Origin of the sequence: Bradyrhizobium sp. WSM1253, assembly GCF_000244935.1 — a bacterium.
In the GTDB taxonomy this organism is placed as follows: Bacteria; Pseudomonadota; Alphaproteobacteria; order Rhizobiales; family Xanthobacteraceae; genus Bradyrhizobium; species Bradyrhizobium canariense.
This window is the reverse complement of sequence record NZ_JH600073.1, coordinates 6504754-6528784: the sequence shown is the minus strand read 5'-3', so window position 1 is coordinate 6528784 and position 24031 is coordinate 6504754. Positions and strand designations below refer to the sequence as shown.

The 24031-nt window shown below is 61.0% G+C and carries 19 protein-coding genes; 6 read left to right on the top strand and 13 right to left on the bottom strand.

Annotated elements, in window-relative coordinates; all coding sequences use genetic code 11:
• The first annotated feature begins 36 nt into the window (after positions 1 to 36).
• The 3 genes from BRA1253DRAFT_RS31760 to BRA1253DRAFT_RS45565 all read left to right on the top strand — a co-directional run bounded on the left by BRA1253DRAFT_RS31760 (position 37) and on the right by BRA1253DRAFT_RS45565 (position 2882).
• Positions 37 to 357: a hypothetical protein gene (locus BRA1253DRAFT_RS31760; RefSeq protein WP_007601140.1), complete on the top strand. Its 321-nt coding sequence runs from the start codon at positions 37 to 39 to the stop codon at positions 355 to 357.
• A gap of 1085 nt (positions 358 to 1442) precedes the next feature.
• Positions 1443 to 2333, top strand: coding sequence for an FAD-binding oxidoreductase (locus BRA1253DRAFT_RS45570; protein ID WP_245286005.1), 891 nt, complete (start codon positions 1443 to 1445; stop codon positions 2331 to 2333).
• Positions 2334 to 2336: 3 nt separating this feature from the next.
• On the top strand, positions 2337 to 2882 hold the full coding sequence (locus BRA1253DRAFT_RS45565; RefSeq protein ID WP_245286004.1) for an FAD-binding oxidoreductase: 546 nt from the start codon (positions 2337 to 2339) through the stop codon (positions 2880 to 2882).
• 321 nt (positions 2883 to 3203) lie between these two features.
• Here BRA1253DRAFT_RS45565 and BRA1253DRAFT_RS31750 read toward each other — a convergent pair whose 3' ends face one another.
• The 4 genes from BRA1253DRAFT_RS31750 to BRA1253DRAFT_RS31735 form a co-directional block, all read right to left on the bottom strand.
• On the bottom strand, positions 3204 to 4526 hold the full coding sequence (locus BRA1253DRAFT_RS31750) for an FAD-binding oxidoreductase (protein WP_007601139.1): 1323 nt from the start codon (positions 4524 to 4526) through the stop codon (positions 3204 to 3206).
• 427 nt (positions 4527 to 4953) lie between these two features.
• A complete protein-coding gene (locus tag BRA1253DRAFT_RS46325; protein ID WP_007601138.1) occupies positions 4954 to 5889 on the bottom strand; it encodes a hypothetical protein in 936 nt (311 codons plus the stop codon).
• On the bottom strand, positions 5889 to 6893 hold the full coding sequence (pdxA, locus tag BRA1253DRAFT_RS31740) for a 4-hydroxythreonine-4-phosphate dehydrogenase PdxA (protein WP_007601137.1): 1005 nt from the start codon (positions 6891 to 6893) through the stop codon (positions 5889 to 5891). Before pdxA ends, BRA1253DRAFT_RS46325 begins: the two co-directional genes overlap by 1 nt.
• Positions 6890 to 7957 carry a four-carbon acid sugar kinase family protein gene (locus BRA1253DRAFT_RS31735; RefSeq protein ID WP_007601136.1) on the bottom strand — a complete coding sequence of 356 codons (1068 nt, stop codon included), beginning with the start codon at positions 7955 to 7957 and terminating at the stop codon, positions 6890 to 6892. The genes pdxA and BRA1253DRAFT_RS31735 overlap by 4 nt, the downstream gene beginning before the upstream one ends.
• A gap of 44 nt (positions 7958 to 8001) precedes the next feature.
• On the opposite strand from BRA1253DRAFT_RS31735, the gene BRA1253DRAFT_RS31730 reads away from it, so the two are divergent.
• Entirely contained in the window at positions 8002 to 8904 is a 903-nt protein-coding gene (locus tag BRA1253DRAFT_RS31730) for a LysR family transcriptional regulator (RefSeq protein WP_245286003.1), read from the top strand.
• 86 nt (positions 8905 to 8990) lie between these two features.
• Here BRA1253DRAFT_RS31730 and BRA1253DRAFT_RS31725 read toward each other — a convergent pair whose 3' ends face one another.
• The 9 genes from BRA1253DRAFT_RS31725 to BRA1253DRAFT_RS31685 form a co-directional block, all read right to left on the bottom strand.
• Positions 8991 to 10448 (bottom strand): aldehyde dehydrogenase family protein, encoded by a 1458-nt coding sequence (locus tag BRA1253DRAFT_RS31725; protein WP_007601134.1) that lies wholly within the window; start codon positions 10446 to 10448, stop codon positions 8991 to 8993.
• 83 nt (positions 10449 to 10531) lie between these two features.
• Positions 10532 to 11725, bottom strand: coding sequence for an alanine racemase (locus tag BRA1253DRAFT_RS31720; RefSeq protein ID WP_007601133.1), 1194 nt, complete (start codon positions 11723 to 11725; stop codon positions 10532 to 10534).
• A gap of 11 nt (positions 11726 to 11736) precedes the next feature.
• Entirely contained in the window at positions 11737 to 12609 is an 873-nt protein-coding gene (locus BRA1253DRAFT_RS31715) for a GNAT family N-acetyltransferase (RefSeq protein ID WP_007601132.1), read from the bottom strand.
• A gap of 394 nt (positions 12610 to 13003) precedes the next feature.
• Positions 13004 to 14431 carry a threonine synthase gene (gene thrC / locus BRA1253DRAFT_RS31710; protein ID WP_007601131.1) on the bottom strand — a complete coding sequence of 476 codons (1428 nt, stop codon included), beginning with the start codon at positions 14429 to 14431 and terminating at the stop codon, positions 13004 to 13006.
• 87 nt (positions 14432 to 14518) lie between these two features.
• Positions 14519 to 15829, bottom strand: coding sequence for an FAD-binding oxidoreductase (locus BRA1253DRAFT_RS31705; protein WP_007601130.1), 1311 nt, complete (start codon positions 15827 to 15829; stop codon positions 14519 to 14521).
• 153 nt (positions 15830 to 15982) lie between these two features.
• Positions 15983 to 16861 (bottom strand): ABC transporter permease, encoded by an 879-nt coding sequence (locus tag BRA1253DRAFT_RS31700; RefSeq protein ID WP_007601129.1) that lies wholly within the window; start codon positions 16859 to 16861, stop codon positions 15983 to 15985.
• 36 nt (positions 16862 to 16897) lie between these two features.
• Positions 16898 to 17848: an ABC transporter permease gene (locus BRA1253DRAFT_RS31695; protein WP_007601128.1), complete on the bottom strand. Its 951-nt coding sequence runs from the start codon at positions 17846 to 17848 to the stop codon at positions 16898 to 16900.
• A 76-nt stretch (positions 17849 to 17924) separates the two neighbouring features.
• Positions 17925 to 19589 (bottom strand): peptide ABC transporter substrate-binding protein, encoded by a 1665-nt coding sequence (locus BRA1253DRAFT_RS31690; RefSeq protein ID WP_007601127.1) that lies wholly within the window; start codon positions 19587 to 19589, stop codon positions 17925 to 17927.
• Positions 19586 to 21289 (bottom strand): ABC transporter ATP-binding protein, encoded by a 1704-nt coding sequence (locus BRA1253DRAFT_RS31685; RefSeq protein ID WP_007601126.1) that lies wholly within the window; start codon positions 21287 to 21289, stop codon positions 19586 to 19588. The genes BRA1253DRAFT_RS31690 and BRA1253DRAFT_RS31685 overlap by 4 nt, the downstream gene beginning before the upstream one ends.
• 754 nt (positions 21290 to 22043) lie before the next feature.
• On the opposite strand from BRA1253DRAFT_RS31685, the gene BRA1253DRAFT_RS31675 reads away from it, so the two are divergent.
• Positions 22044 to 23369 (top strand): FAD-binding oxidoreductase, encoded by a 1326-nt coding sequence (locus tag BRA1253DRAFT_RS31675; protein WP_007601123.1) that lies wholly within the window; start codon positions 22044 to 22046, stop codon positions 23367 to 23369.
• A 115-nt stretch (positions 23370 to 23484) separates the two neighbouring features.
• Positions 23485 to 23961, top strand: coding sequence for an Lrp/AsnC family transcriptional regulator (locus tag BRA1253DRAFT_RS31670; protein ID WP_018453188.1), 477 nt, complete (start codon positions 23485 to 23487; stop codon positions 23959 to 23961).
• Positions 23962 to 24031: the final 70 nt, after the last annotated feature.

The window sequence follows — 24031 nt, the reverse complement described above, 5'->3', positions numbered from 1 at the left end:
GGATGTGAAATTTGGCCGGCGAAACGGAGGACTCCCATGATCCACGCGACTTGCCATACCGCCGATAATCTCCGCTGCATCGAGTTCGATGCCACAACTTGGTTCAACGAGGCTGACGCTCCGAGCATTATCGATTTGGCCCAACGAGGATGGGTCAGCACGGCGATTGCAGAGTCCCTTGAGCGCCGACGAGGATACGAACGCTTGCACGACCTCGTTGAGTATGCAGCAAAGCGACTGCAACCGGAATCCCAGGAGCACCCAACCTGGGAAACTTTCGAATGCGTCGTCGATGGACCCGACGCCGTGGCCTGGCTCGAGAAGAACCGGCTCGAAATTGTGGCGAGTATCCGCTAAGCCACGGGAAGCGCAGCAATGGCGATGATCGATTGGCGACGTCGTCAGCGAAACGGCAATGGCGCTCCCTAGCTAGAGCAACCGGCCAAGCGTGCTACGCAGCATCCTGTCAGTCGTGGCTTAACCCACTCACAGGGCCTGGCATAGCCCCGCGCCCCGCATGCGCCGATGCACGCTCGGGAACCTTATGCTCGAATCGGGCCGCTGTTAGATTCAATCTGCTGTCGCAGCGATCTCATTCTGTTCTCTTAGGACGAAATACCTTGATCCACCGCATGGTATTACTATCCACCACAAGCACGGAGTAAGAACCCAACGCATGACGCAAGAAATATTTTGGCGCGTCACGGCCTCCCGTTTGGCGGTGCCAAATCGGTGCCACGCGGTTTCGGTTTTAGGAGGAAAGCGTGCTTGCGGGCCCATCGCTTGAGAGTGGTCGGCGCACCAGGGCTCGAACCTGGGACCCGCTGATTAAGAGGCGTATGATTTATCTGTAAGATCAATGGCCATTCCGACAAAAGACTCGTTGAACGTGCATTAAATCCACAATTGGATTTCCATTTGTCGGAATGTCCCGGTACCAAATACGCGCAGCACGCGACAGGACGAGGCGTCGGGGGTTCGAGTCAGGAGACCGCTACATGGCTGGGCCCACTACTGTGGAGGCGCTGTTCTCTTACCGGAGGGCAGCTTAACTCCCGGCCTCGCACCTTGATAGCCCGCCAGAAGCCGCCGTTCTCGCGCGGTCCACGCACGTCCATGCGTCCACGTGAAATTCACGATTCCGACGGAGCCGCAGCCGGTCGCTCTCGTCGAACGACAGGTTGAGTAGGTGGCGACGCGGTCGAACTGGCGCGCTTTTTCGAAATACTGGCCTCCGATAGATTGTCTGCCGAGTCATCGATTGCCTCCTCCGAAATCCGAAGGGACTCGCGATGAAGGCGTTCAATACGAGGCTGCACCGGCGCAAACTGCCGAACATCGTGGCATTTCGGCATTGGTGTCTTCGGAACCGCGACCGAACGGCAAACAATGCCGCACAAACGCGCGAAAATGATCCGATAACGCCCATTGGAAGCTGAAGCATGTCTCAGTCGGTACACGTTCACGCCTTTCGCGATCTTCTGGACGACAGGGGCGTCGTTGACGATCCAGCGCGGATCGCGGCCTACACAACGGATCAGCGCCAGCTCTTCACGGGCTCGACGTTTGCCGTGCTGAAGCCGGCGACGACAAAGCAGGTCGCCGACATTGTACGGCTGGCGGCGCACCACGGTATCGGAATTGTTCCACAAGGCGGCAACACCAGCTATTGCGGCGGCGCGACGCCGGATGCCTCCGGGCGCCAGATTGTCGTGAGCCTCGAGCGGATGGACCGGATCCGCGAAATCGATCCCGTCTCCATGAGCATCTCTGTCGATGCCGGCGTCATCCTGAAGAACATACAGGACGCCGCGGCGGCTGCCGGACTTCTGTTGCCGCTCAGCCTCGGAGCGGAAGGCAGTTGCAGGATCGGCGGCAACATCGGCACGAACGCGGGCGGGCTGTCGGTCGTCAGGTACGGGATGACGCGCGATCTGCTGCTCGGAATCGAGGCGGTGCTGCCGGACGGGACGGTGGTGTCCGACATGCGCAAGCTGCGGAAGAACAATACCGGCTATGACGTCAAACAGTGCTTCGTCGGAAGCGAGGGGACTCTCGGCATCGTCACCGGCGCAGTGTTGCGTCTCGCGCCCTTGCCGACCCGCCGCGCTACTGCTTGGCTGAAGCTCGCGAGCGGCGCGCCGCTCGCTGAGCTTCTCGCCCTGGTCCGTCGCGAGTCCGCGGATCTGCTGACCACTTTCGAATTCATGGCGGCCCGATCCATCGCGCTCGCAACCGCAGCAATGACCGACCCCCCCTCGCTTGGAGCGGGCCCAGCAGGCGCCGTCCTCGTCGAGTTCGCCTCTTCCTCACGTCATCTCGATCTCGACTAACTGATGGAAGCCGTTCTGGCCGAGGCGATAGAGTCCGGATGGATCGAGGACGCATTGCTGGCGCAGAGCGGATCGCAGCGGACCGCGATGTGGCGGCTCCGCGAGACCATCCCCGAGGGCGAGAAATGCCGGAACGGATCGGTCAAGCACGACATCTCGGTGCCGCTTTCGTCTATTCAACACTTTCTGGATTTGGCCGGTTCGCAGGTGCGATCGTATGACGCCGACCTTGAGCTGTCCGTCTATGGCCATGTCGGCGACGGTAATCTGCACTATAACGTGCTCGTTCCTCCCGATGTCGACCGACTGGAGTTCACCGAGCGGATCGAAGGCAGCCTGTCGCTGCAACTCTACGACACGGCCGCGGCGCTCGGCGGCACGTTCAGCGCGGAGCACGGCGTCGGTCGTTTCAAAAAGCACCTTCTGGAGCGATACGGCGATGTTGGGCGTATCGCGGCGATGCGCCGGATCAAGACCGCCTTTGATCCGGCTGATATCATGAACGCCGGCGCAATCGTTCGTCCGCTGGGCGAGACGTCTGCCTCTTGAATCATCGGCGGCGCGCTGGCGATCTTTCGTCGCGGGTCGAACGGTGCATCGTCGGCTGGGGTACCTCGATTGCCCAAATCGCCTTGTCCTTAAAGAAAGAGCCACTCCGAAGGAGTGGCTCAGGTTGGGGAGGAATTCCTGATGCCGTCGCGTGAGCAGCTTGAGGTTTCTTCGTAGAACCTGACGAACTCGACCAACTCCTACCGTTTTGCGTCCATAAGCCGGCGGACTTGACGGCGCGGAAACATGGAGTCCCGCTCACTCGTCTGCCGGAACCTTGGCTTCGCTCGGTACGCGTCAGCCTGACTTCCGGCTCGATCTTCAGATGGCGGAGATGTTCAGCTTCGAGCCGTCAGTCAGACGCGACAGCCGGAACGGTGCAGGATCGACGCAAGGCGTGTCGTTGACGAGAAGCTGTGCGGCCAGATAGCCGAGCCCCGGGCCCAAACCGAAGCCGTGACCCGAGCAGCCCGCCGCGAGGACGAGGCCTTCCACCCCGTCCACCTTCGACACGACAGGCACTGCATCAGGCGTGCAATCGACGAAGCCGCCCCAGGCGCTATCGATCTTGATTTCGCCGAGTTGGGGGAAGGTTTTCCGGACACTCTTCACCACTTGGTTCACCAGCCATTTCAAGGGCGGAGGATCCAGCACGCGATTCTGCTCGAAGATCCGATCGTTGTTGGTCAGCAGCGCCGCCATTGAATCCGGCCCCGAAACGAACGATTGGCCGACACCAATCCTGACGTTCTTCAGGCGACGCAAGAACTGCGGCATGAATTCCCGGCTGTACCTGATCGCCTGGGGCGTGATTTCGAGGTTCGCCTTGCCGCTGATCGCAAGCGTATAGCTGCCGTCCAGTCGGCGCGTGATCGTGCAGTAGGGTGTCGAGACCGCCTCGCCGATGTTGATTGTCGGGGTAGAACGCAGCGCGGTCTGCCGGATGCTCGCTTGGGGGAAACTGATTCCGAGCGGCCGAAGGAAGCGCGAGGACCAGGCGCCGGCGGCGCACAGCACCGCGCTGGTTCTGATATAGCCCTTCTCCGTGTGCACGCCTGCAATCTTGCCATTGGCCAAGTCGAGCGCCCGCGCGGCGCATCCCTGGTGGATCGTGGCGCCCAGAGTTCTGGCCCCCTCGGCGATAGCCGGCGCGGCCAGCGCAGGTTCGGCCTTGCCGTCCCGCTCCGAATAGGTCCCACCGACCCATTTGCCGCGCGCTTCGGGGACGCGCTCGGCCACCTCCGCCCGGCTCAGCACCCGGGTGTCGACGTCGTACTCCCTGGCGAGCTCGCGCCACTTTTCCCAGCCCGCGAGCACAGCCTCGTCGTGGGTCGCATAGACGAGACCGCAGCGCCGAAATCCTAGGTCCCGATTGATATCGCGCGTGAGCTCGTCCCACAGCCGCATGGAGAGCACCGAGAGCGGCAGTTCGCGCCGGTCGCGGTTCTGCTGGCGGCACCAACCCCAGTTTCGGCTCGATTGTTCACAGGCGACGTGGCCCTTCTCGAGCAGCGCCACAGAGAGGCCACGCTTCGCCAGGTAATAGGCGGCCGTAGAGCCGAGGATGCCGCCGCCGACGATGACGACGTCGGCCTCGACCGGGAGACGCTCATCGCTGTGAATGCGCTCGACTTGGGGCGACATGTTCCAACGAACCTCAGCTGCCAAGAATGCGGAAGCAAAGTTCCGATCAGCCCTTCATCGCATCGTGCGCGCGATAGAATGTGCTGAAATCACCTAGAACTTCGCAAGATGTTCGGGTTTTTGAGCGCTTGTGCGATACGAGCTGCTCAAGCGCGATCGTCCCAGTTCGGCGCAATGGCGACGCGACCTGCTTGTCCACGGACACCGGACCGCTTTTCGATGCCCCAGCAAAATGGACCCAGACCGTCGCGATTGGGTCGGCGACACCGGGACGAGTGATGTCCTGAACCACGAGCGTCGGGCGTTTGTTCCGATCGCAGGCAGACGGTCTAGCCTTCGAGGTCGTGAGCGGTGCCGGCATCCATGGATGTGCCGGGTTCGAGCAGCACGACCTCGCAGATGTCGTCCAGCGCGACAGGGCAATGCTCTACCCATGCGGGACCACGATGAACTCGCCTTGCTCGATGATCTCGTCCCGATCGCGGAACTTCATCAGCAGGCGGCCCTTGTGCACGAGGAAGAGTTCGTCACCGCTCCTGTGAAAGCGCCAGGCGAACTCGCCCGCGAACTTGGCGAGCTTGATCTGCATGTCGTTAATCTGACCCGCGATCTTCGAAGACCAAGTCTCCTTGAGCTGCCCGAACGAGTTGGCCAGGTTCCTCTTGTGGAGTGGGGAGAGATGTCGGTTCAGGGAGGCCACGTCACGAATGATGGCCCCAAGCTGGCGAGCGACGTCCTTGTCGTCGGCCGGATACTTGCCGTCCAACGCGGCCGTGCCGATAGTGAAGCCGGCGGCTCCTGCGTCCTTCAGGATGGCGATCCGCTCAGGCGTATCAATCGAGCCGGCCACATAGACGGGCTTGGGCACCGCCGCGCACACCGCTTTGATGAGGGCCGGGACGTCTTCCTTGGAGCGATAGGCGAGCAGGTCGAGGCCATACACGCCCTCCCGCAGGGCGAGCGCCTTGGCGCTCTCAACGATCTCCTCGATGCTCCCTTCGAGCACGCTCGGGTGACCGGTAATGCGACCCGGGAAGGGGCAGTATTGAATGCCGGTGCCAGCAAGGATCGGCAGCACGTCGTCAAGACGTGTGCCGCCGAGCAAGACGTCGACGCCGATTTCAACCGCCGCTTTCGCCGAAACGATCTCACTTTGCCGGTCGAGTGAGACGACTTCGAGATAGGAGGTGGCGCCGTCTGCCTTGATGACCTGGTTGAGAACTTTGAGTCGATCGATCGGCAGGCCGATGTCCTTGAAACCGATGTGGCGAACGCCAAGGCTGAGGGCGGTCTTGAGTTGTTCAGAGGCGTCCTCGACGGTGCGATCGTTGCGCGTGAGCATGAAGATGAAGCGAAGGCCCATTAGACTACCCCTTCTTTGGTCTTAATTTGCGCGGCGACGAGCCTTCGCGCGTAAGTCAGGGCGGTCTCGAGACTGCCGGTGTCGGCGATGCCTCGGCCTGCAATGTCGAATGCCGTGCCGTGATCAGGGCTTGTACGGACGAACGGCAGGCCGAGCGTGATGTTCACACCCTTTTCGAGGCCGAGATATTTCACCGGGATCAGGCCCTGATCGTGATATTGGGCCACGACCACATCGAAGCGGCCCTTGCGGGCCTGCATGTAGACAGTGTCCCCGGGCCAGGGGCCACTGGCGTCGACGCCCTCGGCGCGGGCTGCTTCGATCGCAGGCCGTATGATCTGGATTTCTTCGTCGCCGAAGAGACCACCTTCGCCGGCATGGGGGTTGAGCCCTGCGACCGCAATGCGCGGCGCCGCGATCCCGAGGGCCTTGCCGCCCTCATTTGCGAGCCGGATCGCTGACATCTGGGCATCGAAATCCGCTTGGTCGATGGCCTTGCGCAGCGACGTGTGGATGGTGACGAGAACCGTGCGGATATCGTCGTTCGCCAGCATCATCGCAACGCGCTTCGCACCACCATAGTCGGCGAGGATTTCGGTGTGCCCGGGATAGCGAATGCCCGCGTTTGCCATCGCTTCCTTGTTGATCGGTGCGGTGACGATGCCGCTGACCTTGCCGGCCTTGGCTGCCGCGACGGCGGCGACGATGGCATCGAAGGAAGCTTGGCCGGACATGGCGCTGACGCTCCCGAGCGGAGGCGGCGCGATGATTTGCGTCGCCTCGACAACCTCAATGGACCGCGGCTCAGAGCGCGCCTCTTCAGGTCCGGCGATACGCCTGACCGTCAGCTCGAGGCCCAGACGGTGGACGATATTCTCCATCACGACGTAGCTGCCGAATACGACCGTGCCTTCGCCGGCTTTGGCCAATGTCTTCGCCACGATCTCCGGGCCGATGCCGGAGGCATCGCCCATTGTGATGGCGAGGGGAGCGGATTGGGTCATGATACAACCAGTTCTGATACCGAGGTGCCGAGGCGGAGCTGCGTGATCGCACGACGCAGCGTATCGTCGTCGCCAAAGCCGCCTGCCTTCATGGCGATCAGTAGCTCTCGTCCATCTCCGAGGGACGTGCGGCCAAGCGGAAAGCCCGGCTCGAGCTCTTGCAGGATCTCGAACTCATAAATGTCCAGGCCATCCAGGATCGCCTCCATGGTGTCCCCGCCTGTGGCGATCACCATGTCGAAACGCTCGTCGGCCAACCGTCGAGCCGCAGTTTGGGCAATGTCGTGCAGGACGGATCCGGGATCATTCATCCGTTCGATCGGAGCCCGCAGCAGAGCGATTCCAGGCTCCATTGCAATGCAGTCGGCCTGACGATGGCTGCGCGGATTGGCGCTGCCGATAGCAACAAGAATGTCGCCACAAACCGTGACGGTCACGTTCGACGCCACCGCAAGCGGCGCAAGACGCTTCGCCAGAGCAAGGGCCATGCCCGGAGAGCCCACCCATAGGATCGACTCCGGATCCGGCAGGGCGGCAACTTGTTTGTCGAGATCGGCCTGTGTCGCAGCATCAAGGATGACGACGCTTCCAATGGAGGCCGGAACGAGCTCAGCCAGCCGAGAATGTCGCGCAGGATGGACGGGGTCGCGACCGTATTCGGTCTCCGCGACAGGAATGCCGCCCACAAGCTGAATGCCGCTGACGGTTGTACGCCCAGCGCCGGGGAACGCCGGTGCAAAGACCAGCATCTTGCGGCCGCTTGCCACGAAGGCCGCTTCCATCTCGGCCGTCACATGCCCGCGAAGAGTCGAGTCCACGGTCTTGTAGAGGACATCCCGTGAAGCGAGCTGCTCGGCAAGTTCCGACACCCGCTGTGCCGCTTGCGAAGCTGGTACCGATCGCGATCCGCTATCGACGGCGATGATCTTTGCATCCTCTAGCGGCCTCCGACGTCGGCCGACAACGGCTCGCAGGCACCGCTCGACAAACGGACCGGCCCCATCGGCGGCGCTGGTCAGGTCATCGGCCAGAATACCGATTGTGTATTCGCCATTGGTTCGCATGGATCAATTATGCCAAGCTAATCCAGCATGAAAAGCGATAGTTTTTGCGCTACATCAGTGATATCAGGTCACCAATGAGGCGATCAGAAATACCTTCGTTGGACGACTTACGTGCGTTCGAGACCACTGCGCGGCTGGGGTCGGTTCGGCTTGCCGCGAACAGCCTTGCCTTGACCCATGGGGCTGTGAGCCGCCGTATCACCAAACTCTCGGAAGACCTTGGCTTCAAACTCTTTGAAAAAAGCGGACGTGGCTTGCGCCTCACGGCTTCTGGAGAAGTGCTCAACCTCACCCTCGGCCGTTTCTTCACCGAGCTGGCGACAACCGTTGAGAGCTTGCGTGCTGCCAACGCACAGCAGAATTCCCTCGTTCTCTCATGCGAGCCTTCAGTCGCTATGCGCTGGCTTATTCCACGGCTTGCAAACTTTCAGGCCGTCCATCCTAACATCGCTCTACATCTCTCAGTCGCCGGCGGCCCCGTCGAGTTTCGCCGCGATCGGATCGATCTTGCTATACGTCGGCTCGACTTTGCGTTCCCAGAGGCGTGGCACGTCCGGCGCCTTTTTCCTGAAAGGGTAGGACCGGTCATGAGCCCTCAGCTCGCGCCGGTGTTTGCCTCAGGAAACTACATCGCCCTAGGTTCGAAGACTCGGGCGGACGCTTGGTCGCGGTGGCTTTCCACCCACCCGTCGGTGCGGCGCCCCACGGAGATACGCTTCTACGATCACCACTTCCTCATCGTTGAAGCAGCATTGGCCGGATTGGGCGTTGCCCTCAGCCCGCGGGTCCTTGCAACGGACGACGTAGATAGAGGGCGGCTCATCGCACCTGCCGGTTTCGATCCTGACGACAGCCACTATGGCCTTATCTGGGCGGGAGAAACTGAACTGTCTGGGAAAGCGAACTATCTTGCTTCATGGCTGCAGGAACAGTGCAATCTGATCTAATGATTTAACTTCGCGCTCCTCAAGGGCTCGGCGCTACCTTGCATGCAGCATCTTAGTTTTGAACGGCTCGCCCTAGAGGTAGCGTTTCATTGATAAAATCCGAGAACAGCCTTGGTCTCGAGATATTCTTCCATGCCTTCGCAGCCGTATTCCCTGCCGTTCCCGGAACGCTTGTATCCGCCAAATGGTGCGTTCGGATCCCAGTCGGGATAGTTGAGATGGACCTGACCGGACTGGATCTGCCCAGCCACTTTCCTCGCGGTGTCCATATCAGTGCCCTGCACATGCGCGCCGAGGCCGTAGACCGTGTCGTTGGCGATCTCGATCGCCTCGTCAACCGAATCGTATGGAATGATAGACAACACCGGGCCGAAGATCTCCTCCTGAGCTATCCTCATGTCGCGACGGACGTTCGAGAAGATCGTCGGCCGCGCATAGAGGCCGATCTGAAGGTCGTCGGGCCGCCCCGGCCCGCCAATGACAAGCTTGGCGCGTTCCTCCAGGCCGACGTCGATCATAGTCTGGACGCGCTCGAACTGCGGCCGGTTGGCGATCGGACCATGGGTCGTGCATTCCGAAAGCGGATCGCCGACCACTATTTCGGAAGCAGCCGCCGCAGCGAGAGCCTCAACCTCCGCCATCTGCGAGCGGGACACAAGCATGCGCGTCGGCGCGCTGCAGGATTGGCCGAGATTGCGGAAAGCGGCGCCGACGCCGAGTGGAACGGCCCGGCTCAGCTCGGCATCCGGCAGAATGATATTTGGCGACTTGCCACCGAGTTCCTGGGCGACGCGCTTGACGGTGGGCGCAGCCGCCTGCGCAACGAGAACTCCGGCACGGGTCGAGCCGGTGATCGAGACCATGTCGACCTGCGGATGCGACGCCAGACCGGTGCCCACGACGGGACCGGTCCCATTGACGAGGTTGAATACGCCGGGCGGACAACCGGCATCGTCCATCACCTCGGCGAACAGCAAGGCGCTCAGGGGCGACAATTCGCTTGGCTTCAACACCACCGTGCAGCCCGCCGCGAGCGCCGGACCGACCTTGGCTGTGATCTGGTAGAGAGGCCAATTCCAAGGGGTTATGAGACCACAGACGCCGATCGCCTCGCGCATGAGGGCGGTGCTGCCGCGCGGGCTGATGAAAGAATAGGTCGCGAGATTGTCACGCGCGACGCGGATATGTTCGGCGGCCAGCGGCACCTGGGCGCGGCGCGCATAGGTGATAGCGGCCCCCATCTCGCTCGTGATCGCCTGCGCGAACAGCTCGAGCCGCTCCAGGAGCAAACCATGGATCCGGTCGAGCAGCGCTGCACGCTCCGGAGCCGGCTTGCAAGACCAGCCCGCGAAGGCTCGTCTGGCCGCGGCGACCGCGTATTCCACGTCCTCGTCGTTTCCGAGCGCGACTTCGGCGATTGGCTGCTCGGCCGCCGGGTTGACGACGACCGCCATCGCCGATCCGCTGGGCTTGCGCCATTCTCCGTCGATGTAGAATTTGCCGAGGAAGCCGGCTTCCGTCAGGTGTCGAACGGCCGAGGTCATTGGAAGCGATCCTTGATCCGGTAATAGGCGCCGACCAGCGGAAGCTGGGCATGCGCAAATCGCCGCCCGATTCTGTTTCAGGTTTACCAGCCGCGCATCCGCGGCCACTGAGCTTCGATTGCGTCACTTCCTGCCGAGATGACATTGTAAAGTTCGTGCTGTGACGCCATCGCGCAGGCATGGTTGGGCAGAATCCTGACCTTCGCCCCGATCGTGATATGCGGGAGGGCTGCAGCCGATCCGGGCCTGATGGCGAGGATGCCGTGCTCCTGGCTCGCCTGCGCGACGATCAGGTTCGGATAGAGTTGGCCGGACAGATCGCAGACGAGACCGTAACCTTGGTCGACCCGCTGCGCCGCGGTGCCCCGATCGCGTGACAGTGCCATCCAGCCCGCATCGACCAAAATCCATCCCTTCTCCGGCTTCGTGCCGATCACGGTGGCGAGAACCGAGATCGCGATGTCGTCGGTCGTGCAGACACCGACGCCGTGCATCACCAGATCGAAGAACATGTAGACGCCGGCTCGCATCTCCGTGACGCCGGTCAGGTCTTCGGCGAAATAGGCGGTCGGCGTCGAACCGACACTCACGACCGGGCATTCATGCCCCGCCGCCCGCAATGTCTCCGCGGCCGCCACGGCCACGGCCCTTTCGTTCTCTGCGGCCGCAACGAGGGCATCGGACGTGCAAAGGCTGTAGGATTCGCCGGCATGGGTGAGAATGCCGGCGAGCGTGACGCCGGCCTCGGCCAGGGCCGCCGCGACGGCGATGAGCTTGGGATCGGTGGCGGTCAGCCCCCCGCGATGACCGTCGCAGTCGATCTCGATGAAGGCGGAGGGCGTCACGCCGGCGGCGCGAGCGGCCGCACCCAACATCGCCGCCTGTTCAGGCGAATCGAGCAGCATCTTGAGGTCGACGCCGGCTTGACGGAGACGCATCGCCCTTTCAGCGGTGTGCGGTGCCACACCCACGGCATAAGTCATGTCGCGGAAACCATACCGCGCGAAGTATTCCGCCTCCGCCAAGGTGGAGACCGTGATCGGCCCCGGCCCGACGGGATAGACGCGACGGGCGACCTCGATGGATTTCGCGGTTTTCATATGGGGGCGCAGCACGACGCCAGCCGCGGCCATACGAGAGGACAGACGGGCGAGATTGCGATCCAGCCGGTCTTTGTCGAGCAGGAGGGCCGGCGTCGCCAACGCGCCGACCGTCGCGGCTATTTCGCATGGCGCGGCGTTGTGGACATCGATCCCGCGCATATGCCAGCGTTGCATCTCAAGGTCTCCTAGCCGAACGACTGGTTGGCGACCGCGAACCTGCGCGCTGGCCCGGTCGATGGCGTCTGCGCCCCCAGGACCATGGTGGTGGCGTCGCTGACCTGCTGCAGCCCGATGCTTTCGAGCCAGTCCCCGAGCTGCGAGGACGCAGAGGTGTCGATCCGGACGAAGACACTCCCGAGGGGCGCGAGCGCGGCCTCGATCAATGCGCGCGCATCAGTCGGGCTCTCGGCAACCACAGGGCCGATGACATGCCCGCGGCCGAAGAGACGGGAAATGGCGTAGCCGCGGGGCGTGCCGTCACGCAAGAGGACGTAGCCGTCGCCGACCTCGATCAGGCGGTTCAGCATCTCGCGCCTCGTCCAGCCGGAGGCCTCGTGATCGAGCTCCACGATCGCCCCGAAGTCCGATGGAACCATCAATCTGACGTTTGCGAGCGGCGGCGTGTCGCGGCGCTGGCGAGGAACGCCATGATGCTGGTGCAGCATGCCGATGCTCGCGAAGCCGCGGCGTGCGTAAAGCGCAAGGCCCTCTGCCGTCGAATTCAGCGTGATGATCCGTGGTCGTGCCGCCGCGAGCAGCGCGTCCATCAGCCGGGCCCCGTAACCCCGTCCCTGAACGGCTTTCGAGACGATGATCATTCCGGCGGAAGCATGGGTGTCGCCGTAAGGCCACCACAGCGCGGTCCCTACCACAGCACCCGCACTCGTCACCACGAAACCGCGGCCAAGCTGCAGCGCAAATTCCCAATCCTTGAGCAGATACGGCCAAGACATCTCCTGCGAGAGCTTCAGCGCACCTTTCAGGTGCGCTCTCGCGAAAGGGATCAGGGCCACGTCTTCGTTCGCGCGATCTCCGGCCTGGGTAGCTGCGGTTGCCATGATGCGTCGACGTCTCTCGCTTGGGTTACCGGACTAATCGTCAGTGCCTGACACGGCGAGGTCCGTCTGACGATGTTCACACGAATTGCAGCGTACCTTGGCTCCGACAGCATTACGCGATCAGACTGACGCAAAGTTCGGCAGGGTATTGCATTGATGATACGGTAGAAGAGACAATCTGCTGTCAACGGCTCGTGCGCCAAGGTCAGCTTCGCGCCAAGACCCGCCGAACCCGTGAGGGCCGACCGCAACTTTACTCGCGTCCGCTGACACCGGTCGCCATCCTCAGGCGTGCTTGCAACGTCGCGGTCGCTTTTGCGTTGCGAACCTCGTCGCATGACAACTCCGTAGATATGGCCGAGGCTGAAACACTCCTCGATCCGAAACCGACCCTTCAGCACGTCGCACCCTGCACGACGTCGGCGATGTAGTTCTTCACGGCCCGTCCATCCGGGGGAAGGACTTTGACTCGCCTCGGCAGCCCTTCTAGTCCATCGAACCGTTGCGGACGATCTGGCTGCCGGCCTAACGCTTCCTTGATCGTCGAAGCGAATTTGATTGGCTGTGCAGTTTCGAGCACAAGCATCGGCGTCTCGGGGTTCGCATGCATGCGCCCGACCGCCACACCATCCGCAGTGTGAGGATCGATCATTGTGTTGTAGCGGTCCCACGTGTCACGGATCGTCGCCAGTCGATCGGCATGGGTGCTCCTGCCGCTGCGGAATCCAAAACGCGCCGCCGCCGTTACGAAGCTGGGATCACCGCTGAGGTCGAACGAACCGCATTTCCGAAGTTGGTTCTCAAACAGCGATTTCGTCCGACTGGCGTTGCGACCGAGTAAATCGAAGATGAACCGCTCGAGATTTGATGCCTTGGAAATATCCATGGAAGGGCTCGATGTTTCAAGCGTGTCAGCTCGGCTTCTGGCGCGATAAACGCCGGTGCGGAAAAACTCGTCGAGCACGTCGTTTTCGTTGGTCGCAAGGACGAGACGGGATATTGGAAGTCCCATCATGCGCGCAACATGACCAGCGCAGATGTTTCCGAAGTTTCCTGAAGGCACGGAAAAGTCAACGCCTGCTGACCTCCCTTCGGAGACTTGAAAATAGCCGGAGAAATAATAGACGACCTGCGCGACCAGTCGGGCCCAGTTGATCGAATTCACTGCACCTATCTTATATCGTCGTTTGAATTCCAGATCGCTGGACACACATTTGACGATGTCTTGGCAATCGTCGAACACGCCATCTATGGCGATGTTGTGGATGTTGGCGTCCTGCAGGCTGAACATCTGAGCTTGCTGAAAGGAGTTCATCCGTCCGAGGGGCGACATCATGAAGATCCGCACCCCCTTCTTGCCGCGCATTGCGTATTCCGCAGCGCTCCCGGTGTCGCCACTGGTGGCCCCAAGAATGTTCAATTCGTCGTGCCGGCGTGCCAGTTCGTACTCGAGCAGATTGCCGAGCAACTGCATGGCCATGTCCTTGAACGCCAGCGTAGGACCGTTCGACAATTCCTGGAGGTAAAGCCGCGTCTCCAGCTTTCGAAGCAAAACGATGCTCGAAGCTCCAAATATGTCGGGCGTGTAGGTCTTTTCGCAGATTGCCTTCAGGTCAGCGGGCGGAATATCGCTGACGTAGAGCGACAGGACCTCGAAGGCGAGGCTGGGATAGGACAAGGAACGCCATGCATCCAATGTAGCGGCGTCCACACGCGGGTAGGTCTCAGGTACGTACAGCCCGCCGTCCTCGGCGAGGCCTTCAAGCAATGTCTCGCAGAACTGTCTGCGACCTGAATGTCCGCGCGTGGATACGTAGTGCATCGATGCTCTTCTTTCGAGAGGCGGCAGTGCCGCCAGCTCCATGACCCGGGTTGTACCTTTGAGAATGCCCGATGGAGCTTCCAGCCGTCAGCGGCGGTCGCGCCACAGCGCGAAATGATCCTGCATCCGATATCCCCAGATCATGGCGGGCATGAACCAGGGATCGCCACGATAGAGCGGGATGGAGTCCGGCGGACGGAAGTCAAAGGCGGTGCGCGCCCGTTCGTGGTTTCCCATCAGCTTGTGGGCCGCGTGCATCCCGATCCAAGGCGCCCAGACGACGCCTGAACCGCAGAAGCCAGTGGCATAAACCACACCGTCCTCTTCGAAGATGCGCGGGAGCATGTCGCGATTCATCGCCACATTGCCGAACCAGCTGTGCGAAAGGCGAACATTCTCGAGTTCGGGGAAAAGGTTCACCAGCCCCTTGCGCAGCAGGAGCTTTGGAGCCACCGGGTTACCGACACGAGAGCTGTCGCGCCCCCCTAACAGGATACGTTTGCCGTCGGGCGATGGGCGGTAATAGAACCCGATCTGGCGGTTCTCGGTCATCATCATGCGTTTGGGCATCAGCCGCGCCATGACGTCAGGTGCGAGCTCCTCGGTTGCAATGATCCGGCTGCGAACCGGGACCAGCCTGCGGCGCAGGAAGGGAACGGCGCTATCAGTATAGCCATTCGTGCAAACCAGAACCTGACGCGCCTGCACCGAACCGGCCGAGGTCACGATGCGGAATCCGGAGCCGTCCCTCTCAATTGAGATGACGGGCGTGTCCGCATGAACCGCGACGCCCGAAGCGAGCGCCACGCGAAGCAGTTCAGCGTGAAACTTCGCCGGTTGTAGCCCACCGATATCCATCCGGACTGTTCCACCCCGGTAGACATCGGTGCCGATGTAACTGCGCTGCTCGGCATAGGGTACGGCGTGAGACTCGATCCGCAGCCTCTTCGCTAATACTTCCGCGCTACGCGCCATCGTGTCGTACTGCTCATATCCGAACGCGCCCTTGAACTGCCCGACCAGTCGGAAATCACAGGCGAGCCCTTCAGTCTTGATGAAATCGTAAAGGAATTCGCGGGCGATCTTGCCTTCGGCCTCGATTGCCAACGCCTTGTCTTCGCCGAAGCGTCGGGAGATCGCCGCGTAATCCGGCCGTATGCTTGCGCTGGTTATTCCACCGTTGCGCGTCGAGGCGCCCTCGCCCGGAGTCATCGCGTCAAAGGCCGCAACCGAGCGTCCCTCGCGCGCCAGCACCAGCCCGGCCGAAAGAGAGGCATAGCCAGCGCCCACGATCAGTACGTCAAGTTTCTTGGGAAGAGTCTGTTGAGGCAGCGACCTAAGTGGTGCGGCTTCCCACCAATAGGGCGTGTCCTTCTCTGCGGCTCTGGGCTCGTGCATGTCGCTGACTTCTCGGGTGTTAAAGGTGGCCTTGGATTACTGACAAGACGGATTCTGATCAGCCAACGCGGTGCTTGCGACGTCTACGCTATCAGGAGGTTCTGCCGGATAGCCTTCAACGCTGTCCGCTGCCTGCCACCTGGGCTCAAGCCGTCAAATGTGGTCATCTCTAACGTCAAGCGCATCGCGCAACCCGTCGCCGATGAAGTTGAAGCTGGTCACTGCGATCGTAATCGCCGCGCCTGGAATGATGGCAAGCCAGGGAGCGCTGGCCAGATATTGCTGGGCGCCGTTGAGCAGATTGCCCCAGCTGGGCAGCGGTGGTTGGATGCCGTAACCGAGGAAACTGATATAGGCCTCCAGAAGAATCGCACGGGCGACGGTGAGGCTTGCGGCCACAATGATCGGACCGGTGGCATTGGGCAGAATTTCGCGAAGCATGATATGCCTGCCGCTCAGACCGACCATGCGCGCGGCCTGGACAAACTCGCGCTCGCGCAGCGAACGGACCTCGGCTTCGACGATCCTGGCAACCTCCATCCAGCTCGTGACAGCGATGATGACAGTGATCATCATCGGACTGGGCCGGAGCGTCGCCGCCAACGCCAGCACGAGGAAAATCGAGGGGAAGGAAAGAAAGCCATCCACCGTGCGCATCAGCGCCGCTCCGATCCAGCCGCCGCGATAGCCTGCGGTCACGCCAACGAGCGTTCCGATCAGCGTTGACAACAACATCGCGGAGAATCCCACCAGCAGTGAGACGCGCCCAGCCATCAACAGCCGCACAGCCAAGTCTCGCCCCAACGGGTCAGTGCCGAAATAATGATGACCACTCAACGGAGGAGCAAAACGGGCGCGCATATCAATGTGGAGCGAGTCGTAAGGCAAGGCATAGGGGCCCAAGACGCACGCCAACACGAGCAGGGCGATCATCGCGAATCCGAGCAGCGCCAGGTGGTGGCGCATGAAGCGGCGCACCCCGCGGCTGTGCCACCAGCGAATTGGAGGGAGGTGGGCGGCGATGTCAGTCATAATTGGGACTCCTGTTGACGGCACGAGCCTGCGTCTTCAGCTGAGACGAATGCGCGGATCGACGAGTGCGACAAGGATGTCTGCGACGAGATTGCCAAGCACGACAAGGATGGCTGAGAATATCAACAGCCCCATGACCATCGGATAATCACTGTAGCCGAGGCTGTCGAGAAACAGCCGCCCCATTCCCGGCCAGGTAAAGATGGTCTCAGTGACCAACGCGCCGGTCAGAATGCTCGGCAACTGCACCCCAGCCAGCGTGATCATCGGCAACAGCGCGTTGCCGACGACATGCTTCAGCAGGATGCGGCGCTCACTCAGGCCCTTGGCGCGAGCCGTCTTGACGAAATCCTGGCTCAGCGCATCGAGAGTCGCCGTGCGCATGTAGCGGCTCCAGACCGCGACATGGACCAGAGACAGCACCAAGCTTGGCAAGATCAGGTGATGCAAGTAATCCAGCACCGATCCGTCGCCGATCGTGTACATGTTCCCTGCAGGCACCCAACCGAGCTTCAACGTGAAGATATAGATGCCGACGAGGCCGAACCAGAAGGTCGGGACCGACAGCGCGACCATGGCGCCGATCGTCGCGCAATAATCGAACAGGGAATAGCGGTGGGTGGCACCGCGGATCCCGATCCAGGAACCAATGGCAATGGCCAGTGCCGTGGAGGTGCCCATGAGCAGCAACGTCGCGAAGAGGTGACGCCCAATCACCGCCAGCACCGGCGTGCCGTCGCGGAAAGAGTGTCCCCAGTCGCCTTGAACCAGCCGCCAAGCCCAATCAAAATACTGAATCCACAGCGGCCGGTTCAGCCCGAGCTGCTCTGCCAGTCGCTCAATGTCCTTCTGAGTCATGCCGGGATCCAGCCCGAACTGCGCGAGAGGACCCCCCGGCATGAAGTTGAGCACCGTGAAGCCGATGATCGAGACGATCACCAACAGCACGATGCTCTGCGAAAAACGATTGAGCAGGAACCCGGGCATTCGAGTCTCCATATTAACTTGACAGCGGCTAGTCGGTCGCCGCCCTGCGCCTATCCGGGCCCCGGGCGGCGATACGTCAACTCGCCCAAGACCAAGCCAGCGCGTTCCAGGATTCAGTGCGCGTGTTGACGTTCGGCGCGACCCCGGAAATGCCTTTCTTGTTACCCTGGACCGCATTGATCTGGTACAGCGGAAGGAAGGGCAGGTCGCGACGAACAAGCTCTTGTACCCGACGGTAGATCGTGCGCCGCGCGTCCGGATCGAAGCTGCGAACCCCTTGATCGAGCAAGGCATCGACCTCTAGATTTGAATACTGCGCATTATTCGAACCACGCCCGCCCTTCGTTCTAATCGAACGCGAGTGCAAGCGATTGGTCACGTCCGGGTCAGCACCGATCAGATACGTGCTACCGACGATCACGGAATCGAATTGCGATTGCTGCCAGAACTCGCCCCACATCACGGCGGCGGGCAAGTTCGATATCTTCATCTCGACGCCCAACTGAGAAAATGTCTGCTGCAAGAACTGCTGCACCTGCTCGCGAAGCGGATCGCCTGAAGTGGTCGAGCTGGCAAAGGACAGGCGGACGCCGCTTTTGGCCCGAATGCCATCCCGCCCGGGCATCCAGCCGGCTTGGTCGAGGATCTGGCGCGCGCGGTCCAGATTGTATGCGTGCGCTGGAAGATTGGGGTTATAGTAGATGGCCTGCCTCGGCATGAAGGTCTCCGTCGGAGTCGGCACGCCGTAATAGAGCCCCTGGATAATCGATTCCTTGTCGATGGCTGCATAGAGCGCCTCACGGACTGCAAGCTCCCTGAACTGTGGACGCTCCAGATTCAGGTAAAAGGACTCGAATGAGGCCTTTGGGACCAGTGTCACAACTCGGTTCGCCAGCGCCTTGGCTTCCTCGTAATGGTCAGCTGTGATGTACGGCTGCCCCATCAGGTCCACGTCGCCGCTCTTGAACTGAGTGTAGAGGACGGTGAGGTCGGGAATGTATTTGAAGATCAGCTTCTCGATGTGAGGGCCTTCTCCGAAATATTCGGAGTTAGCCACGAGCTCGAGATGATCGCCTGCGACCCGCTGGCCCCACTTGAACGCGCCGGTGCCAACAGGCGCCTGGTTGAAGGCAGCGTTGTTTGGATTGGCCTCCTTCTCGAGGATGTGCTTGGGCACGATGAAGGTTTCGGTGAGGAACGACAGATAAGGCGCAAAAACCTGTTCCATTCGCCACGAGATCTCCGTGGGCGAGATCACCGTGATGTCGCGCACGAGGGCATGGCCGGCGGTGCGCCAACTCCGGAAGTCCGGGTTGGTGATCAGTTCGAGGGTGAACTTCACATCCTCGGCCGTGAAGGGTTTGCCGTCGTGCCAGCGGACATCATCACGCAAACGAAGGTGCCATTTGAGACCGTCCTCCGAAATGCCGCCGTTCTTCTGGTTCGGTACTTCGACGGCAAGGTTGGGCTGAATCTCGCCTTTTGGGTCGATCCGGAACAGCGCGTCAAAAACCGAGAAATGGACACCATCATCGACTTCAATGTGTACCATCAGCGGATTGAAGACTGTCGGCTCTTGTCCAAGTCCGACGACGATGCGACCGCTCGGTTTGGCGGGAGCCTTCTGAGCGAAGGCGGGCGTACCCAACAGGCCTGGTGCAGCGAGGCCGGCAGCCCCGGCCACCATCAATCGAAGTGCATTGCGCCGTGAATAGCTCGAGTCAAAATAAGCTTCCGTCATGACCTCTCCTCGTTCTTGGCTGTGTCCCGCCGGTGTTCATTGACTCCCGCGAGCGCGCGAGCGCCCCTTGGCTGCTCGCCGGGGATGGCAGCGACGAGCTCGCGCGTGTAGGCGGATTTCGGGTCCAGGAAGATCTGCGACGGCGGTCCGCGTTCGATGATCTGTCCTCGATGCATAACCGCAATTTCATCGCAGATCTGGCTGGCGACGCGCAGATCATGCGTGATGAAGATCATCGAGACGCCAGTCTCCCGCTGAATCTGGTCCAGCAGCTTCAGGATCTGGGCCTGGATTGACACGTCAAGCGCGGAGACGGCTTCGTCGGCGATCAGCAATTTTGGTTTGAACATCAGCGCCCGGGCGATGCCGACGCGCTGGCGCTGCCCGCCGGAGAATTCGTGCGGATAGCGTTCAAAGGCGCCTGAATCCAGGCCCACATGGGACAGAAGCTCACGCGCCCGCTCACCAGCCTCTCTGTGCGGCACGCCGTGCGCGACCGGCCCTACTGTGAGAATTTGCCCGACCGTCGAGCGCGGGTTGAGCGACGCAAAAGGATCCTGGAAGATCATCTGGATTTTTGGCCGCAGCGGCCGAAACTCGGCCTCGGTAAGCCCGGCGACGTCGCGGCCTTCGAACAGAATCGAGCCACCGTCGCTCTCCATGAGCTTGATCAGCAGCCGGCCGAGCGACGATTTGCCCGAACCGCTTTCTCCGACAACGCCTAGCGTGCGGCCCTGCGTGAGATCGAACGAGACACCATTGACCGCAGTCACGATGCGCTGCGTGCGGAAAAGCGCACTGCCGCTGCGATAGGTCTTGACCAGACACTCGACCTTCAGGATTGACGCCCTGTCGGCGGCTTCCAACGGATTGCGGTCCTTGCCGGTCAGGTGCGGCACGGCCGCGATCAGGCGGCGCGTATAGAGGTGACTGGGCGACTTGAGCACTTGCTCGGCACTGCCTTGCTCGACGCAATGGCCCTTCTCCATCACCACAACGGAATCGGCAATCTCCGCCACGACTCCAAAGTCATGGGTGATGAACATCACGCTCATTCCCTTGCGGCGCTGAATGTCGCGGATCAGTTTGAGGATCTGCGCCTGCGTCGTCACGTCGAGTGCGGTCGTCGGCTCGTCCGCAATCAGGATCGCGGGCTCAAGAGCCAGGGCCATGGCGATCATCACCCGCTGCCGTTGCCCGCCCGAAAGCCGGAATGGATACTGGTGATACATGAGTTGCGGATCGGGAAGACCGACTTCAACCAACAAGTCTATGGCGCGGCTGCGACGGGATTTCGCGGTCCCAACGTCGTGCGCTGCCATCACTTCCTCGATCTGCGCGCCCACGGTCATCAGCGGATTGAGCGCTGAGAGCGGATCTTGAAAGATCATCGAGACGACGCGGCCGCGAAGGTTGCGGAGCTTATCGGGCGAAATGGCTACGATGTTGGTCCCATTCAGGTCGATCGAACCCGAGGTAACACGTATCGCCTTGGGCAGAAGCCCCATGATCGCATTGGCTGTGACCGACTTGCCCGATCCGGACTCTCCAATGATGCACAGTATCTGACCACGCTTCAGATCAAAGGAGACGTTCTCGACGGCGTGAGCCCGCTCCATCCCGGCCGGCAAGCTCACGGTCAGGTCACGCACCGAGAGTGCCACATCTTCCGAAGCTACAGCCTGAGAGGCAGAGGCCATTTGAACAGTCTCCCCTTTCAACGGCGTTGGGTCGTTCTGCTGCGGATTGGCTCTTCGGCCATTGTTGCCGCCGCGACGATCGGACAGGTCGAAAATTCGCCGCTCATTTTGCCATTCCCTGTTCGGAGAGTGCGACATGATTCAAAGCTTGGTGCTCAACAGCAAAAAAAGCTGTCGCTCAAGCCAAAACATCGGACGAGCGGCCAACTCGATCACTGAATCGAAGTTCTTGGAGCTAACAGTCCCATCCAGCTTGATTGCTCTTGTGGAGGTCTGTTCCTGGACAAGGCTCATCCAGCTTCCCTTTAGAACTTCTGCCATTGATCGACATTGACGCGGCATTCGCGAGTTTGACTGCTTCAATCACCCCAGAGTCGCCGAAACGCGCCGTATGGGCAGCAGGAAGTTCTGAAAACGAAGTGCCATCTGGCATTTCAGTCTGCGCCGCCAAACGTCGGAGATCAATTACCGAACCGGACTAGATTGAGATTGCCGCCGCGACGAGAGAACTCTCAGGCGGCCTGTCTTTTACGCACAAGCGCACTATCGTTGTGCACGGCACGGCCGCACGCGCTCAAAGCTTGATGCCCTGGTGCTTTGGCGAATGAGGTGGGCGCCAGCGACGTGTTCTCACAATAATAGCTTGAACAGAAGTCGGCAAACCGCAGAATATTCCGTCTAATCACAAATTCCCGCAGAGCACCTGCCGCGAATGCTCAGCTACGATAGGTCAAACGCCGGGAGTCCTCGCTTCATGAGTGCGCCGCTCATCCATATTGAATCAAGCCCGTCTCTGCCTCAAGAGGCTGACGTCGTCGTCATTGGCGGCGGCGTGGTGGGCGTGTTCACGGCGTACTATCTCGCCCGCCGCGGCGTTAAGGTCGCCTTGCTCGAAAAGGGGCGTGTCGCCGCCGAGCAGTCCAGTCGCAATTGGGGATGGTGTCGTCAACAGAATCGCGACGCGCGCGAGCTACCGATTGCCACCAAGAGTCTCGATCTTTGGGAGACAGTAGCACAGGAGACCGGGGAAGACACGGGGTTCCGCCGCTGCGGGCTTCTCTATCTGTCGAATGACGAAAATGAGCTGACCGGCTGGGCGAAGTGGCGCGATTTTGCAAAGACGGTCGGCGTTACGACACAGATGTTGAGCACGAACGAAGCGAGCGAGAGAGGCAAAGCGACGGGCCGCAAATGGAAAGGCGGCGTATTCTCTCCAACCGACGGAACGGCAGACCCTTCGAAGGCTGTGCCCGTGGTCGCGCGTGCGATCATGACGGCTGGCGGCACGGTGCACCAGCACTGCGCCGCTCGCGGCATAGAGCTCCGTGCCGGCCGGGTGAGCGGCGTAGTGACCGAAACAGGCACAATCCGGACCAACACGGTGGTCATGGCAGGAGGGGCCTGGGCCTCTTCGTTCTGCAACCAGCTCGGCATTCGCTTCCCGCAGGCGTCCGTGCGCCAGTCCATTCTCGCCGTGGCTCCTGGCGCAGCCGGCCTGCCTGATGCCCTGCACACCGCACTCGTGTCGCTTACGCGACGTAGCAACGGCGGATACACTGCGGCGATCGGCGGGCGTGCGCGCGTCGATCCAACGCCGCAGCAATTCAGGTTCGCTCGCGAATTCGTGCCTATGTTCGCGCGACGCTGGCGCAGTCTCGCCCCTGGAGCATTCGAGGGCATGCGCCAAGGTCATGAATCCTTGGCGAAGTGGGCGCTCGATGAGACGACCCCGATGGAGCTGAACCGGACACTTAGTCCCCGTCCCGACATGCGGCAGATTCGGCTGACACATCAACGAGCTTGCGAATTGCTGCCTGAACTCCGTCGCGTCGCAATCTCCAATGTCTGGGCCGGTTATATTGACAGCACACCGGATGGCGTTCCCGCAATCGGTGAGGTGGGGGCGATTCCAGGCTTTATCCTTGCGGCAGGGTTCAGCGGCCACGGTTTCGGGATTGGCCCCGGCGCGGGGCACCTAATCGCCGACATCATTACGGGTACTGCGCCGATCGTCGACCCGCGTCCATACAGGCCGGAGCGGCTGAAAACGGGTGCCTGGGGCAAGGTCGCCGAGTTCTGAAAAGCAATCTCGCCGCCCGGTGGGAAAGGAAGCTGGTTGGTGCTATGACAGTGCGTATGACGCTGAAGCCTCAAAGCCTTGACGCCGCTATGGCTCCCATCTCATGGCATTGCTTATGAAGCTCGATAAGATCGACATCAGGATTTTATGCGAACTGCAGAAGAACGGGCGGACTTCCAACGTCGAGCTCGCAGAGCTTATAAACCTTTCCCCGAGCCCCTGCCTGATGCGCGTCAAGAGACTCCAGACGGAGGGCTTCATCACCGGCTATTCCGCCCAGATCGACGTCTCCAAGCTCGGACAAACTCTGACTGTGTTCGCCGAGATCACGCTCAAAAATCATCGCCAGATCGATTTCGCGCGCTTTCTCACGACTATCGAAAAGATAGATTCAGTCGTCGAATGCCATCTGGTTTCGGGCGGATATGACTACCTCGTGAAGTTTATCACAGCGGGAATCAGCGAATATCAGGCGCTGATGGAACGTCTCGTCGAGATGGATATCGGAATCGACAAATACTTCAGTTTTGTCGTGCTGAAGTCCCCGATCGTGAAATCCCATCTGCCTCTCGAAAGCATATTCAATAGCTGAAGAACAATCCTCCACCTCGGGGGGCATGGACAGATCGTCGCGTCGCGCTACGGCTCAGGCTTTTGCTGGC

Coding starts and splice junctions, on each gene's coding strand:
- BRA1253DRAFT_RS31760 (WP_007601140.1), top strand. CDS start 37: ATGATCCACGCGACTTGCCATACCGCCGATAATCTCCGCTGCATCGAG.
- BRA1253DRAFT_RS45570 (WP_245286005.1), top strand. CDS start 1,443: ATGTCTCAGTCGGTACACGTTCACGCCTTTCGCGATCTTCTGGACGAC.
- BRA1253DRAFT_RS45565 (WP_245286004.1), top strand. CDS start 2,337: ATGGAAGCCGTTCTGGCCGAGGCGATAGAGTCCGGATGGATCGAGGAC.
- BRA1253DRAFT_RS31750 (WP_007601139.1), bottom strand. CDS start 4,526: ATGTCGCCCCAAGTCGAGCGCATTCACAGCGATGAGCGTCTCCCGGTC.
- BRA1253DRAFT_RS46325 (WP_007601138.1), bottom strand. CDS start 5,889: ATGGGCCTTCGCTTCATCTTCATGCTCACGCGCAACGATCGCACCGTC.
- pdxA (WP_007601137.1), bottom strand. CDS start 6,893: ATGACCCAATCCGCTCCCCTCGCCATCACAATGGGCGATGCCTCCGGC.
- BRA1253DRAFT_RS31735 (WP_007601136.1), bottom strand. CDS start 7,957: ATGCGAACCAATGGCGAATACACAATCGGTATTCTGGCCGATGACCTG.
- BRA1253DRAFT_RS31725 (WP_007601134.1), bottom strand. CDS start 10,448: ATGACCTCGGCCGTTCGACACCTGACGGAAGCCGGCTTCCTCGGCAAA.
- BRA1253DRAFT_RS31720 (WP_007601133.1), bottom strand. CDS start 11,725: ATGCAACGCTGGCATATGCGCGGGATCGATGTCCACAACGCCGCGCCA.
- BRA1253DRAFT_RS31715 (WP_007601132.1), bottom strand. CDS start 12,609: ATGGCAACCGCAGCTACCCAGGCCGGAGATCGCGCGAACGAAGACGTG.
- thrC (WP_007601131.1), bottom strand. CDS start 14,431: ATGCACTACGTATCCACGCGCGGACATTCAGGTCGCAGACAGTTCTGC.
- BRA1253DRAFT_RS31705 (WP_007601130.1), bottom strand. CDS start 15,829: ATGCACGAGCCCAGAGCCGCAGAGAAGGACACGCCCTATTGGTGGGAA.
- BRA1253DRAFT_RS31700 (WP_007601129.1), bottom strand. CDS start 16,861: ATGACTGACATCGCCGCCCACCTCCCTCCAATTCGCTGGTGGCACAGC.
- BRA1253DRAFT_RS31695 (WP_007601128.1), bottom strand. CDS start 17,848: ATGCCCGGGTTCCTGCTCAATCGTTTTTCGCAGAGCATCGTGCTGTTG.
- BRA1253DRAFT_RS31690 (WP_007601127.1), bottom strand. CDS start 19,589: ATGACGGAAGCTTATTTTGACTCGAGCTATTCACGGCGCAATGCACTT.
- BRA1253DRAFT_RS31685 (WP_007601126.1), bottom strand. CDS start 21,289: ATGGCCTCTGCCTCTCAGGCTGTAGCTTCGGAAGATGTGGCACTCTCG.
- BRA1253DRAFT_RS31675 (WP_007601123.1), top strand. CDS start 22,044: ATGAGTGCGCCGCTCATCCATATTGAATCAAGCCCGTCTCTGCCTCAA.
- BRA1253DRAFT_RS31670 (WP_018453188.1), top strand. CDS start 23,485: ATGAAGCTCGATAAGATCGACATCAGGATTTTATGCGAACTGCAGAAG.